The organism is Paenibacillus lacisoli, assembly GCF_030580655.1.
Taxonomy (GTDB): Bacteria; Bacillota; Bacilli; order Paenibacillales; family Paenibacillaceae; genus Paenibacillus; species Paenibacillus lacisoli.
Map to the genome: position 1 here is coordinate 76998 of NZ_JAUQTB010000011.1, position 13324 is coordinate 90321.

Sequence of the window (13324 nt, forward strand, 5' to 3'; positions counted from 1 at the left end):
TTTCTATACAGCCTACCAGATTGGTGCAGATCCGGCATCCATGAGAAAAAGGGATGACAGGTCATCCCTTCAACTTAGCATGATTATGATTTGACGAACGTAAATTCAATTCTGGATTCCGGCGTCTGCCAGTAGGCCTGATCAACCCCAAGCTCTTCTCTCGAAGCTTTGGAAACATAACGAGTGTCCAGAGCGAATTGAGCGGATTCTTCAAATGGAAAAAGATCGATCAGGATTTCACGCTCATTGATCCACTTTGCCTTGTATGTATCCCTTCCGACTGGCGAGTTCGTCCCTTTTTTGAACCAGGTCTGATTCACATTTTGTTCGGGACGGCTGTCTACCATACAGACATACAGCGACAGTCCGTCACAGAACTGCAGCAGTTGAAAATGGCGGTGAACGACTTCTTCATTCAACGGTGGCAGCTGGGCTCTCAGCTTCGCCTGTCTGCTCAGCTCGTGCTGGATATAGGCCGCACATTCCGGATGACTGGATTCCCGAATCTGGGTAAAAGAGCAATAATGAAGACTGCAGACCAAGGCAGCATAAGGACTCATTTCTTCCACTTCATCAATCCCTCTGATATACGCAGGCAGCTTCGGAAACAGGGGATACTCCGAGAAGGAGAACGGAACATGGCTGCGGTCATCCCAGATCGGATTCTCATCCAGCCCCAGCCATCCCCGATCATGCTGGGTGATAGCGAGCAGAACATCATCACGGTAAGCCGTATCAATAAACAGCTCGGGTCTGAACTGTTTGGCCATTTCACCTGACAAAATGGCGTGGTCATGCTGACTCGTCATCACAAATTCTTTTTGAGTTTCACGTGCAATCATCGTCTTGCCCCCTTGTTGAATGGATAGAGCCTGCTAACCCAGGATCAATGTCCTTGAGCGACTCTATATATTCTATACCCTTTTCCGGCTGCTTCGGCTTATCTAAAAATCAGCCATTAAACGCGCATTTCCACTTTTAAAAAAATGATTAATGTCCGAAATTTCATTCACATATCCCTTGATTTCAATCTCCGGGTTTTCCAGCTCCCATTGATCTGTACCTTGTAATATTGCTTTGGGGACCCAAGCCATCAGACGTACTTCTTCGCCAGGCTGAATATTAACTTTATTATTTCTCGCCTCAATCTTGAACGGATTACTTCGGCTGTCCTTCTCTATCTTGACCGGAAAACTTACATATACATTATTCTGAATGATCGTCTCATCAGAGTTGTTGGCAATCTTTAATGTATATCCGGTTCCGTTGTAGTCCTTATGCTCTTCTACCAAGGTGAGTTTAATATTATCAATCACTTGCCCCGGATCCACCTTCTTTTCTTCGCTGCTGCACGCAGCCATCATGAATAGATTCAGAATGGCAAGGAGCGCACAGACTCTCTTTTGTATACTCAAATCCAGCCTCCTCTCCCCTCAAGCGTAACTAATTTGGATGTATTTGTAAAATGGGAAATAAAAAGCAGCCTGGTTAACCAGACTGCTTCTGATAATACAATTCAACTTCAGGCGCGGACAGCCGCTTTGGCTTGGGTGTAACGATTCTCCGGGATTGGCAGGCCCAGATTCCCCCGCAGGGTATCGCTCTCATACTCCGTACGGAAGATGCCGCGCTCCTGCAGAATCGGTACCACATACTCTACGAAATCCTCCAACCCGCTCGGTACGGCCGACGCCAGGATGAAGCCATCGGCGGCGCCCGCATCAAACCATTCCTGAACCCGGTCTGCTACCTGTTCCGGTGTACCAATGAAGCTGGTGCGCGGTGTTGCGGACTGGAGAGCAACCTGCCGGAGCGTTAGGCCTCTCTCTTTGGCATCTTTTTTCATCTTATCCGTACCGCTCTGGAAGCTGTTCTTCCCTAAATCCCCTACATCGGGGAACGGCTCATCCAGCGGGTATTGCGAGAAATCATGATGCTCAAAGAAGCGTCCGAGGTAATTCAGCGCATTTTCAATGGTCACGAGCCCCGCAACCTCCTGGTATTTGCGCTCCGCTTCCTCTGGCGTACTGCCGATAATTGGACCGATGCCCGGGAAAATCAAAACGTCATCCGGATTACGCCCAAATGAAGCCGCACGGGATTTCACATCCTGATAGAAGGTCTGCGCCTCTTCCAGAGTTTCATGACCGGTGAAGACAGCATCTGCCTGCTTGGAAGCATAGTTCTTACCTACCTCTGAGGCGCCTGCCTGAAAAATCACCGGCTGTCCCTGCTTGGACCTCGCAATATTCAGCGGCCCCTGCACCGAGAAAAATTCCCCGTGATGATTCAGCGTGTGCATTTTTTCCGGATCAAAAAACTGCCCGGTCTCCTTATTACGGACAAATGCATCATCTTCCCAGGAATCCCACAGCCCTCGTGTTACCTCCAAATATTCAGTGGCAATACGGTAACGTTGATCGTGTTCGGGATGTTCTTTTTTGCTGTAATTCAGCGCTGAGCCTTCGAGCGGAGAAGTTACCACATTCCAGCCTGCACGGCCGCCGCTAATCATATCCAGGGAACCAAATTGACGGGCCACGGTAAAGGGTTCACTGTAGGATGTCGAGAGCGTGCCTACCAGGCCAATATTCCGGCTTACAGAAGCTAAGGCGCTAAGAATCGTAATAGGTTCGAACCGATTCAGAAAATGGGGAATGGATTTCTCGTTAATATAAAGTCCGTCTGCAATAAATACCAGGTCCAGCTTGCCTTCCTCTGCCTTCTGAACCCACTGCTTGTATAATTCAAAATTAACACTCGCATCCGGCTGGGCATCAGGGTGCCTCCACATCGATGTTCCGCCTCCTACCCCGTGCAGGATTGCGCCCAATTTGAGTTGTCTTGTTTTCGCCATTTTCCGTCCTCCTTATGATGAGTCGCTGTCGCTTTCAAGTTCTACACGAGGGCTGCGGCCTGCTTGATTCGCTGGATCTGCCCCAGATGATTCTGAACATGGCGTGTGAATGCGGCCACAATATCGGATACACTCACTCGCTCGCCTTTGCTGTTCACGCCTGTCTTCGCCAGATCCTCATCGTTAAGCCGCTCCAGCAGTAAACGGTTGTAGTGAAGGATTGCACGAAAGGCGTTCAGTATTTCGTTGGCATTTCCCTCGTTTGAATACTGACCGCTCACCCAGGCGTCCTGAGCAAAGACCGGAAGAACAGCCTGTGTACCGGCCAGAATGTCCCTGATTCGAAACGAAATGACCAGGCTGTGATCAACCAGATGAGACAGCACCTCCTGTATACTCCAGATCTCAGAGGACTGCTTCCATTTAAGTTCAGCATCACCGAGATCCCGGACTGCTTCCCGCAGCTGGGTATACGTATATACAAAGGACTCTATCGTTATTTGACTCATCCGACGCATCTCCTTTCCATTGGATAACCTCAAAACTATAGGATTGAACTCGAGTCGGCAAAACGATGCAATGAAAACGGGCTCAGATCCACATCAGACTGACCTGTGAGAGCTAGATCAGCCAATATCGTTCCAATGACACTCGCAAACTTGAAACCATGCCCCGAGAAACCGCCCGCAATCCAAATGGAATCGTGCTGCGGATGACGGTCGATGATAAAATCTTCGTCTGGTGTCATTTCGTATTTACAGACAGACCCTATATTCAGCTTGCCTGCAGCAGCAGGGATATACCGTTCAAGTATTTCTCGCAAATCTCTTTCATCTTCTGGCCAGGCTCCGAATGACAGCAGCGGCTCCCCAGGTACCCAGGGCACCCCTGTATCATGCCGGCCAATTTTCAATCCTGCACCGGTCGTATCCGGGAAACCGTAATACATTCCTTCCTTGGTGTGCAGGGTGAATCCCGGGAATCGTCCTGCTTTTACATCGGGTGATGCACTGTTGAACCAGCCCACCGTCTTACGGACCGCACGGATCGGCAGATCGAGCATATCGGAAATTGCCCCGTACCAGGCACCGGCTGTCACAACGATGCGGGCTGCGTAGAACGTGCCCTGGCTGGTCAGAACGGCAGAACCTTTCGCTCCTGGGCATATCCTCTCCACCCTAGTATGTGTCAGCAGATCGGCTCCCCGTGCCAGAGCCAATTCCCGCAAAGAGCGAAGGCACTTCTCGCTGTAGAGAATACCCGCAGCTGGCTCGTACATGCCTTCGAATGAATCCGGAATCTGCCAAGCGGGCCATCTCCTGCGGATTTCATCCGCATTCAGCCTTTGAGCGTTCATACCATTAGCCTGGGCCTGTGTAATGCGATCCTCGAATGAGCTGATATTCCGGTCAGCAATATTCAATACACCGCACGGATACAACAGTGTACTCTCTGTTAAATCTTCGATCTCGGTCCAGAGACGATGTGCCAGAGCGGCCAGCCGGCTATACACCGGATCACCGCTGTAGGCATGGCGGATCAATCGTGTCTCCCCATGGTGGCTGCCTTCGGTATGAGGAGGACCAAAGGCGTCGATTAGCAGTATCTTGACGCCCCGCTTCGCCAGCTCGTAACCTGCACTCATCCCCATTGAACCCGCACCCACCACAATGACATCATAGGTGCTGCCTGCTATAAGGAAGCACCTCCTTCTTCTGCAGTTGTGCCAGCGCGAGTTCCGCCAGCTGCTCAAAAAAATGAATACTCACTTCGATAGCCCGCTCGTCGATGTTAAAGGCAGGGTGATGCCATTCCTGCGGGCCATCCGTACCCATAAAGACGAACAGCCCGGGCACGTGACGCTGATATACTGCAAAATCTTCACCTGCCGGGGAAGGTGCCGCTTCGATATGACGGTAGCCGGTTAATTCAGCTGCACGTCTTCCAAGCGCCGCAAGCGCCGCATCGTTCTGGACCGATGGTGGTCCTTCGATCCACCGCACAGCTGCCTTGACTCCCAGGGCAGCTGCGACCCCCTCAGCAACCTGCCGGAACCGGTTAAGGATGGTAACGCGAACATCATCGTCTAAGGTCCGGATGGTTCCTTCAAGCTGGGCCGAATCAGGAATCACATTCCATGTTGTGCCGCTAAGCAGCTTGGTCACACTGATGACAGCACTGTCCAGCGAACCGACATTGCGGCTGACCACGGTCTGCAGTGCGGTAATGATATGAGCGGCTGCAACCACAGGATCAGCTCCCGCCTCCGGTACAGCTGCATGTGTCCCCCTGCCTTGGACATCGACTATAAATCCATCTGCAGCCGCCATCAATGGCCCTTCCTTAATGCCTATCGTTCCTACCGGCAGATCAGGCTTGTTGTGCATACCGAAAATGGCAGTTACCCCTTCTAACGCTCCGCTTTCAATGACCGCTTTAGCACCTTCCGCCTTCTCTTCAGCAGGCTGGAAGATAAACCGGATGGTTCCTTTCAGATTTCGCTCCTTGGCTTTGAGCGCATATGCCGTGCCAATAAGGGAGGCTGTGTGAAAGTCATGTCCGCAGGCATGCATTTGTCCTGGCAATCTGGATGCATACGGCAATCCGGTCTCTTCCTGAATGGGCAGCGCATCAATATCAGCCCGGATCGCAATAACGGGTCCGTCAAGGAACCCCCCAACCTCAGCAACCACCCCTGTGTGAAGGGGGTAGTGAACGAGACGGATTTCTGCCTCCTCCAGCCAGCGGCGGATCCGGCCGGTTGTCTCCAGCTCTTCATGAGACAGCTCCGGATATTGATGAAGCTCCCTTCGCATTTCTACGAATCGTGTAAACTCTGACATATCTGCCTCCATTCTCCCGGATTAACAGCCGGTTTAAGCCTCAGCTGGTATCTCTGATAAAGCTTCGTTCAATAATTCATAGGAGCGGACCCGCTGACTGAAGGAGGCAATATTGCTAGTGACAATAAATTCATGGATGCCCGAGCGTTCATGCAACTGCAGCAGCTTGGCGCGAACGCGCTCTTTGGTCCCTTTGATGACATACGGCTCCTGCTCCTCGATCCGGTAATCCTCACCGGACTGTCTGCCGTATTCCTCTGCGGATTCAATTGATCCCAGAGTAACCGACCGGCCGCTGGCCAGATGAACCTTGATGATCTTATTGCTTCCTCCCAGCTGCTCTGCCTCTTCCTTCGTCTCACCAACAAAGACGGATAACGCAAGAATAACTTCCGGTTCTCTGCCTCGAGAGCGGTCAAAACGTTCTCGATAAGCTTCTATCGCTTCAAGTGCAGCCTCTTCATCCCCGTTAATGAATAAGGAGAATACATAAGGGATGGCAAGCCTGGCTGCAGTCTCTGCGCTGTCCCTGCTGGCGCCAAGCAGATACAGCTGCGGGGGAACAACAGGAAGAGGGGCTGCCCGCAGGCCATACAGCGGGTCTGTATCTTCAAGTGAATCCTCAAGATATTGACTCAGCTCGATAAGCTTATCATCCAGCGCCGCCCCATCTGTACGTCCTCGCTGCAGCGCTTGCGTACTGCGCGGCAGCCCGCCGGGCGCCCGCCCGATCCCGAGATCCACACGTCCAGGCGCCAGATTTGCCAATACATGAAAATTCTCCGCAACTTTATATGGACTGTAATGCTGGAGCATGACGCCTCCGGATCCGATACGTATGCGGTTAGTTTGGGCCAGCAGATAGGAGATCAGTACCTCCGGTGAGGATCCCGCAAGCTGGTCAGAATCGTGATGCTCGGATACCCAGAAACGTCGAAATCCCAATTCCTCTGCCTTCTGGACGAGCTGAACGGTATGTGCCAAAGCCTCTGCTGGACTTTCTCCAGGATAAATCGGGCTTTGATCGAGAATGCTGATCGTGATTCCCATAACGGTTAACCTCCTATATGCTGTAATTCAGCTCAGGTGTAATGCGTTTCAGAAACTGGCGGGTTCGCTCTTCACGCGGATGGTTGAACAGCTGGGCTGGCGGACCTTCCTCCACTACGATGCCGCCGTCCATGAACACCACATGATTTGCAACATCCCGGGCAAAACCCATTTCATGGGTAACTACAATCATCGTAATACCTTCCTTGGCGATCTTACGGATCACTTCCAGCACCTCCCCTACTAATTCAGGGTCCAGTGCAGATGTCGGTTCATCAAACAAAATCACTTCCGGTTCCATGGCGAGCGCCCGTGCGATCCCCACCCGCTGCTGCTGACCACCTGACAGCTGGCTGGGATAGACATCAAGCTTACTCCCCAAACCCACTTTCTCCAGGAGTGCCGCCCCTTTACTACGGGCCTCGTCCTTGGGCAGCTTCTTGACTACCAGCAGTCCTTCAATGACATTCTCCAGGGCGGTCTTATGACGGAACAAATTATACTGCTGGAAAACCATTGCTGACTTTTGCCGCAGTTCATATACCTGCTTCTTGCCAGCATGTTTGCAATCCAGCTTGTAGTCACCAATGGTGATTTCACCGTCATTTGGCTTTTCCAGATAGTTGACACAGCGCAGCAGGGTCGTTTTGCCTGATCCGCTGGGGCCTAATATGACAACAACTTCACCCTTATTCACCGTAAGATCAATCGACTTCAGAACCTGTACCCTGCCAAAAGATTTGGAGATTCCGCTTAATTTAATCATGCCACTCCACCCCGGTTGTACAGATTTATACGTTTCTCCAGCAAGGCTGTAATCCGTTCAATGAATAGCGTCAGCCCCCAGAAAATAACAGCAGCTGCCAGATAGGCTTCGAAAAATTTCCAATTGGTTGATGCGACGATCTGTGCCTTGGCGTTGATATCTACCACCGATACGGTAAAAGCAAGCGTAGACCCGTGCAGCATGCCGATGACGGAATTGGACAGATTGGGCAGACTGACCGCAAGCGCCTGTGGAAATACAATGCGTCTTAACGCCTGCCAGGATGTCATGCCTAACGCCTGTGCTGCCTCCATTTGCCCTCGATCAACGGCTAATAGACCGGATCGGATGACCTCTGACATATAAGCTCCCGCCGTGATGGAGAAGGAGATAAAAGCAAAGGTGATCATTGGAATAGAAGCAGACCGGAAACCCCAATGAAACTGGGCCGATAACGCATCTATAATTAAGGGGAGTCCAAAGTAAATTAACAGCAAATGTGTCAGCATGGGCGTTCCGCGGATGAAGGTCACATAGGCGGAAGCAATCTGGCTCAGCACAGGAATCCGGTGCATTCGAATGAGTGCAACGATCAGTCCGATCATGAAACCTGCAGCCACCGACACTGCTGTAATCATCAGAGTGGTAGGTATCGCAGATAATAAGGACACGAAGGCGGTCCAGATGAATGATGGATCGATTTTCACAGTTCGGCCCCTCCCTTATCAGCTCTGACGCCGGCAAGCAGACGGCGATACGAGGTTTTTTTATTCAACAAAAAAGTGCGTTTAACCGTTGTTTGACGTAATTCATGTTTCAGGAGCCGCCGCTCTGCCACAAGCATAAGCTTCTCCAGTGCAAAGCTGACTGCCAGATAAATGAATGCGAGCGCAAGATAAGCTTCTATAAAATGCTGGGTAATCCCACCGAGTGTCTGAGCTTTGCCGGTCAACTCCATTACACCGAGTGTAAATGCGAGAGACGTATCCTTCAGCAGCGCAATGACCATGTTGGATACAACGGGTACGGCAATCGCCAGTGCTTGCGGAAGTACAATCCTGCTGAAAGCCTGGTAACCCTTCATGCCCATGGCATAAGCCGCCTCCACTTGTCCGCGATCCACCGCTGCGACCGAGGAGCGGATCGTCTCCGACATAAACGCCCCCGTATTGAGTCCATACGTCAAAATAACGAAGAACAGGACCGATGCTTTGGAGATATCCAAGCCGAATGTGTTGAGGATTTCCGGCAGACCATAGTAGAACAAGAACAGCTGAATCAGAATCGGCGTTCCCCGGAAGAAAGATACATAAACACTGGATAAGGTATTTAACACCGGGATTTTATACAGACGGGGTAGCGCAATTAGAAAGCCGGCGGCGATGCCCAGCAGTAAGGAACCGGCAACAATACCGAGCGTTGTACCCAGCGTGGACAGCAGCTTGGGCAGAAAACGGAGCAGTTCCGAGAAATCAAAGGGTGCGCCCATCAGCTCTTTCTCCTTTCCAGATGTAAATGGTTCTACTTGCTGGATTCAGTGAAATCATCTCCCAGCCATTCCTTGCTCAGCTTGGCTAAAGTACCGTCTTTCTTAAGTTCCTGGAGAGCACCGTCTACGGCATCAGCCAGTTTCTGTTCTTCCGGATCATTCTTGCGGAGCACGAACAGGATATCGGCCTCAGACAGTGCATCACCGGTCGTTTTCAGTTTTCCCTGCGGGTCAATAAGCGAAAGGGTGAAGTCTGCGCCCAGGGTAGCGTCTACCCGTCCGCTGGTAATCTGGCTGACCGTGTCGTTAGCCGCTCCGTTCTGATAGACGATCTGAATGGCATTTCCGTTCTCTTTGTTGTAGTTCTCCAGGATTTGTGCCTGAGCACTCGTGGCGCTGGTGAGCACTTTTTTACCCTTCAGATCATCCAATGACTGGATAGAGTTGTTGTCCTTGGCCACAATAATTTTGTTTTTCCAATGGGCGTAAGGTTCTTTATTAAACAAGTATTTCTCCGTTCGCTCCGGATTTTTCTCCATTTCGTGAGCCACCAGATCAATTTTCTTCGTCTCCAGGCTCAGCAGCAGATTGGAGAACTCCTGTGTCTGAATGTCAAACTCATACTGTGGAAGCCGGTTATCGATCTCCTTAATAAGTTCTACATCGAAGCCCGTCAGCTTTCCGTTCTCATCAATGAAGCAGACCTTCGGAAAGCTGGTTCCTGTTCCAATAACCACCTTCTGTACTTTACTGCTATCTGCATTCGCTGTTGAACTGCCGGATGCTGTGGTTTTCTGGTCCGATCCGCAGCCAGCAATGATCCCTGCCAACAATATAACAGCCAAACTCCATGTTTTTTTCATCACGAACTCCCCTTTCTCTTCTCCAACCTTAATTTTATAATTCCCATCCATTTAGTGAGGATTATGTTGAGATTTACTTTACCGCGAAATGAGCCGAGCGTCTAATAGAGTTTTTCTATTTGAGATTGGTTTATTTCAATGGGATTAGCTTTTATAGAGCCTGCGATATCCGGTTTAATGCTGAAGCTGCATCCCGAGATCAAGCAGGGCTGTCAAGTAATCCGCGTTCTCTCCCCGCAGGGATATTAAGCTGCTCTGCAGAGAGATACCGGCGGTTTCAATAATATCTACAGGAACGAGTCTCCCCTGCTCAACTTCCTCTCTGACACTGAGTCCCGGCAAAAAGCAGATACCTGCCCGGCCCAATACAAGCTTCTTCGCAGTTTCCGCATTATCAACGTGATACACGATATGGGGCGGCATATCCAGACTCTCAAACACCCGGTGAATCCTCAGCCAATCCAGAGATCCGCATTCAAAAAAGACCAGATTCTCGTTACGTAATTCCCTGATGGATGCTCTGCCTTGCCCGGCCAGAGGGTGATCCTGATAGACATACAAGCGAATGGGGTCTTCATAAAAGGGATAAGACTGAAAAGATGGATGAATCAGTTTGCGTACAAAAGCCAATTCGATTTCCTTCGCATTGAGCATCCGGGCAATCTCATCTGTAGGAGCAGTCGTTAATTTGAACTTGATGTTCGGATACTTCTGGTTCAGTCTTACCAGTAGTTCCGGCATCAGGTAGTTAGATACGGATACCGTACTCCCAATTCGCAGCACTTGGGCAACTGCTTTTTTGGAATGGAGATGCAGTTTCCCTTTCTGGTAGGTCTGGAGGATCTGCTGGGCATACGGCAGGAATTGTCTTCCCTTCTCCGTGAGGTCAATCTGTTTACCCAAACGGTCGAATAATCGGCAGTCCAGCTCCCGTTCCAAAGACTGAATTCTCGCTGTCACGGTAGGCTGGGTCAGGAATAAGACGTCGGCTGCCTTGTTAAAGCTGCCATAATGGTTAATGTAGACAAATGCCTCAATATTCTGGATGTTCACAGGGCCACCTCCGTATGTAATCTATATAATTCCTATGAATTTAGATGGTTTTATTGGCGCGGCATGTCTCTAAATTATATCCATCTTAGTTACGAAGCCGTTTTCTTGTCAATTTAAATTATGCAGAGCCACTTATAGATTTTCTTAATACTTCAATTATTTTTTTAATTTCCCATGTGTTTAGTTGGTATTTGATGATATACTGACCAGCATGAAGATCCCGTATAGGAGGAATAAAAGATGGAGAACCCACCCATTGTGCATATCAGAGATGCTGTAGAAGAAGAACGGGAGACGATCGCTGATATGATGGTTGAAGCTTATCAGCAGTATGCGGATGTCCTGCCCGTAGAAGCTTGGAATGCATACCGTGATTCGATTCGCCAATCTGCCTTCAGCAGTCTTCCTTATGCCCGTATCGTTGCCGAATTGAATGGTACAATCGTAGGGACTGTACAACTCTACCTGTCTTCGGAGACGGCTTACGGAAAGCCGGAGATGGGGATTCATTCCCCCATCATTCGACTGCTGGCGGTCTCCCCAGCTGCTCGCGGCCTTGGAATCGCCAAGCTGTTAATCCAGGAGGCGGCTCAGCGTTCCATAGAACTTGGTGCAACCACCTTGAACCTCCATACCTCGGACATGATGGCAGATGCCGTAAGGCTCTATGAAAAGCTTGGCTTCCAGCGGGACTACCCTACGGATACGACGAACGGATTAACGTTAGTGAAGGGCTATCGACTGGATCTGCCAGGATCAGCCTTACTTACTCGTGCGATCTCATGAAGCAGTAGGCACAAACAGGAGGCACACCATGGTGTGCCTCCTGTTTGTGCCTACCTTTTTCTTACCGTATTCCGATTATTTCTTCTTCCCGCTTCGGCGTGCATCCAGATTTAAAATGTAATTGTATTTGTTTGCATGCTTCAGTTCGTCGGTCAGAATCTCGAAAACCATATCCCGATGGTAACGGTCCGGCAGCCCCGCCCGAATATCACGGTAACGCTCCACCGCGCCCAGTTCACCAAATAAGGCTTTGCGGATTCCCTCGTAATAGGATTTAGGCTTCTCGAATTCCACATTTTGCGGAGTCTCAATCGTTTGACCGGTTAACTCCTGATAAATCTGGCGGAACATCCGATTGTGCTTGCGTTCATCATTTCGAATGGTCTCGATAATCTCTTTCTCTTCCGTAGTTGGAGCTTCGGATATCAGATAATCGTAAAAAAGCTCATCCTCTCGTTCTCCAGATACCGCCTTTTTGATCAATTCCAATGCTTCCTGCAGCGTTTTGTATGATTTCTGCTCCTGCCGGCTGTGGTTGTAGTAGTGCTGCCATCCCGGATTATAGGCCCAGTAGGGGCTAGGCATTGGGTAAGTGTTTAGATACACGATGGTCACCCTCCATTTCATGTCGCTCACTTCAACAACATATTAGAAACTAGGCGAATGTGTACCTTGTACAGTTTTTTTCAGGTTGTGATTGTATTAAATGACCGCAGCAAAAACTGCTTAAACATCTCGGTGCTCTCCTTCGGTTGAGCTGATTGTCTTCCGATGATTCCGTGATGAATAAGTACGGGTTTTCCAAGATCGAAGATATGCAATTGTTCTGTTTGTAACTCATGCTCAACGGAGCATCTTGGAACCAAAGCTATACCTGCCCCGCTAATCACCGTCTGCTTAATCATTTCCAAGCTGGCATATGCGATGTTCCGGTAATCTATTTTCCCGTAATCAACCAGCATCTCATTGGCTACAGTTTGATATATACAATTGTTGCCAAACCCGATGACTCGAACCTCAGCTTGCATCAGCTTTTCTTGGGTGATCCGACTAGAGTGAACAAAAACAAACTCCTCCTCTAAAATCGGGGTGTACTCCAGTTTACTGCTCTGGGGGTCAAAGGGGATGATTCCCAGATCAACCCTTTGATTCAGCACATCATCGATCACATTCTGATGAAACCCCGTCGTCAATTCAATTTCGATGGTTGGATATTGTTCAATAAATTGAATAATCGGACTTGAAAAATGGGTTACACAAAACGATTCCAACGCTTTCACTTTAACCGTGCCACGAAAATCGTGGATTTCGTCATTTAATTTCTTGGAGAGGCTGTAAAATTGATACGCATATTCAGCAAAGGTTTCGCCTTTTTCCGTGGGTCGTACACCATGAATGGTTCGGTCGAACAACTTAGCCCCTATAACCTGCTCAAGAATTTGAATATGGTTTGTGATCGTAGATTGGGAAAACCCTAATAGGAGTGAAGCCTTGCTGATATTTCGCAATTCATAAACCTTCAGAAATGTATATATATACTTGCCGTCTAATTGATTAAGCACCCTGTACACCATCCATCTATTTGGTCGATATCACTCATTAGTATTATCGATTATA

Annotated in this window: 15 protein-coding genes; 1 reads left to right on the forward strand and 14 read right to left on the reverse strand. The window is 49.5% G+C overall.

Going from position 1 to position 13324, the window contains the following annotated elements; all coding sequences use genetic code 11:
• Window positions 1-83: 83 nt before the first annotated feature.
• The 12 genes from Q5741_RS16520 to Q5741_RS16575 form a co-directional block, all read right to left on the reverse strand.
• On the reverse strand, window positions 84-842 hold the full coding sequence (locus Q5741_RS16520; protein ID WP_305025225.1) for a DUF3891 family protein: 759 nt from the start codon (window positions 840-842) through the stop codon (window positions 84-86).
• A gap of 102 nt (window positions 843-944) precedes the next feature.
• Complete coding sequence (locus Q5741_RS16525; protein ID WP_305025226.1) at window positions 945-1415, reverse strand: hypothetical protein; 471 nt, start codon at window positions 1413-1415, stop codon at window positions 945-947.
• 107 nt (window positions 1416-1522) lie between these two features.
• Window positions 1523-2857 carry an LLM class flavin-dependent oxidoreductase gene (locus tag Q5741_RS16530; RefSeq protein WP_305025227.1) on the reverse strand — a complete coding sequence of 445 codons (1335 nt, stop codon included), beginning with the start codon at window positions 2855-2857 and terminating at the stop codon, window positions 1523-1525.
• A 41-nt stretch (window positions 2858-2898) separates the two neighbouring features.
• Window positions 2899-3366: a DinB family protein gene (locus Q5741_RS16535; RefSeq protein WP_305025228.1), complete on the reverse strand. Its 468-nt coding sequence runs from the start codon at window positions 3364-3366 to the stop codon at window positions 2899-2901.
• Window positions 3367-3401: 35 nt separating this feature from the next.
• Entirely contained in the window at window positions 3402-4526 is a 1125-nt protein-coding gene (gene solA / locus Q5741_RS16540; RefSeq protein ID WP_345784166.1) for an N-methyl-L-tryptophan oxidase, read from the reverse strand.
• Window positions 4527-4533: 7 nt separating this feature from the next.
• Window positions 4534-5700, reverse strand: a complete 1167-nt coding sequence (locus Q5741_RS16545; protein ID WP_305025229.1) for an amidohydrolase — start codon at window positions 5698-5700, stop codon at window positions 4534-4536.
• Window positions 5701-5733: 33 nt separating this feature from the next.
• Window positions 5734-6750, reverse strand: a complete 1017-nt coding sequence (locus Q5741_RS16550; RefSeq protein WP_305025230.1) for an LLM class flavin-dependent oxidoreductase — start codon at window positions 6748-6750, stop codon at window positions 5734-5736.
• 13 nt (window positions 6751-6763) lie between these two features.
• Window positions 6764-7516 (reverse strand): amino acid ABC transporter ATP-binding protein, encoded by a 753-nt coding sequence (locus tag Q5741_RS16555; RefSeq protein ID WP_305025231.1) that lies wholly within the window; start codon window positions 7514-7516, stop codon window positions 6764-6766.
• Window positions 7513-8223, reverse strand: a complete 711-nt coding sequence (locus Q5741_RS16560) for an amino acid ABC transporter permease (RefSeq protein WP_305025232.1) — start codon at window positions 8221-8223, stop codon at window positions 7513-7515. Before Q5741_RS16560 ends, Q5741_RS16555 begins: the two co-directional genes overlap by 4 nt.
• A complete protein-coding gene (locus Q5741_RS16565) occupies window positions 8220-9005 on the reverse strand; it encodes an amino acid ABC transporter permease (protein WP_305025233.1) in 786 nt (261 codons plus the stop codon). Before Q5741_RS16565 ends, Q5741_RS16560 begins: the two co-directional genes overlap by 4 nt.
• A 32-nt stretch (window positions 9006-9037) precedes the next feature.
• Complete coding sequence (locus Q5741_RS16570; RefSeq protein ID WP_305025234.1) at window positions 9038-9868, reverse strand: transporter substrate-binding domain-containing protein; 831 nt, start codon at window positions 9866-9868, stop codon at window positions 9038-9040.
• A 174-nt stretch (window positions 9869-10042) separates the two neighbouring features.
• Window positions 10043-10921 (reverse strand): LysR family transcriptional regulator, encoded by an 879-nt coding sequence (locus Q5741_RS16575; RefSeq protein WP_305025235.1) that lies wholly within the window; start codon window positions 10919-10921, stop codon window positions 10043-10045.
• 240 nt (window positions 10922-11161) lie between these two features.
• Between Q5741_RS16575 and Q5741_RS16580 the strand changes: the two genes are divergently transcribed.
• Window positions 11162-11707 (forward strand): GNAT family N-acetyltransferase, encoded by a 546-nt coding sequence (locus tag Q5741_RS16580; RefSeq protein ID WP_305025236.1) that lies wholly within the window; start codon window positions 11162-11164, stop codon window positions 11705-11707.
• A gap of 75 nt (window positions 11708-11782) precedes the next feature.
• On the opposite strand, the gene Q5741_RS16585 is transcribed toward Q5741_RS16580, so the two are convergent.
• Both Q5741_RS16585 and Q5741_RS16590 read right to left on the reverse strand, forming a co-directional pair.
• Window positions 11783-12292 (reverse strand): ferritin-like domain-containing protein, encoded by a 510-nt coding sequence (locus Q5741_RS16585; RefSeq protein WP_305025237.1) that lies wholly within the window; start codon window positions 12290-12292, stop codon window positions 11783-11785.
• Window positions 12293-12393: 101 nt separating this feature from the next.
• Window positions 12394-13269: a LysR family transcriptional regulator gene (locus Q5741_RS16590; protein WP_305025238.1), complete on the reverse strand. Its 876-nt coding sequence runs from the start codon at window positions 13267-13269 to the stop codon at window positions 12394-12396.
• Window positions 13270-13324: the final 55 nt, after the last annotated feature.

Excerpts from the sequence above, each read along its gene's own strand:
- Q5741_RS16530 (WP_305025227.1), bottom strand. The coding sequence starts at position 2,857 with ATGGCGAAAACAAGACAACTCAAATTGGGCGCAATCCTGCACGGGGTA.
- Q5741_RS16520 (WP_305025225.1), bottom strand. The coding sequence starts at position 842 with ATGATTGCACGTGAAACTCAAAAAGAATTTGTGATGACGAGTCAGCAT.
- Q5741_RS16555 (WP_305025231.1), bottom strand. The coding sequence starts at position 7,516 with ATGATTAAATTAAGCGGAATCTCCAAATCTTTTGGCAGGGTACAGGTT.
- Q5741_RS16585 (WP_305025237.1), bottom strand. The coding sequence starts at position 12,292 with ATGCCTAGCCCCTACTGGGCCTATAATCCGGGATGGCAGCACTACTAC.
- Q5741_RS16550 (WP_305025230.1), bottom strand. The coding sequence starts at position 6,750 with ATGGGAATCACGATCAGCATTCTCGATCAAAGCCCGATTTATCCTGGA.
- Q5741_RS16580 (WP_305025236.1), top strand. The coding sequence starts at position 11,162 with ATGGAGAACCCACCCATTGTGCATATCAGAGATGCTGTAGAAGAAGAA.
- Q5741_RS16570 (WP_305025234.1), bottom strand. The coding sequence starts at position 9,868 with ATGAAAAAAACATGGAGTTTGGCTGTTATATTGTTGGCAGGGATCATT.
- Q5741_RS16545 (WP_305025229.1), bottom strand. The coding sequence starts at position 5,700 with ATGTCAGAGTTTACACGATTCGTAGAAATGCGAAGGGAGCTTCATCAA.
- Q5741_RS16565 (WP_305025233.1), bottom strand. The coding sequence starts at position 9,005 with ATGGGCGCACCCTTTGATTTCTCGGAACTGCTCCGTTTTCTGCCCAAG.
- Q5741_RS16535 (WP_305025228.1), bottom strand. The coding sequence starts at position 3,366 with ATGAGTCAAATAACGATAGAGTCCTTTGTATATACGTATACCCAGCTG.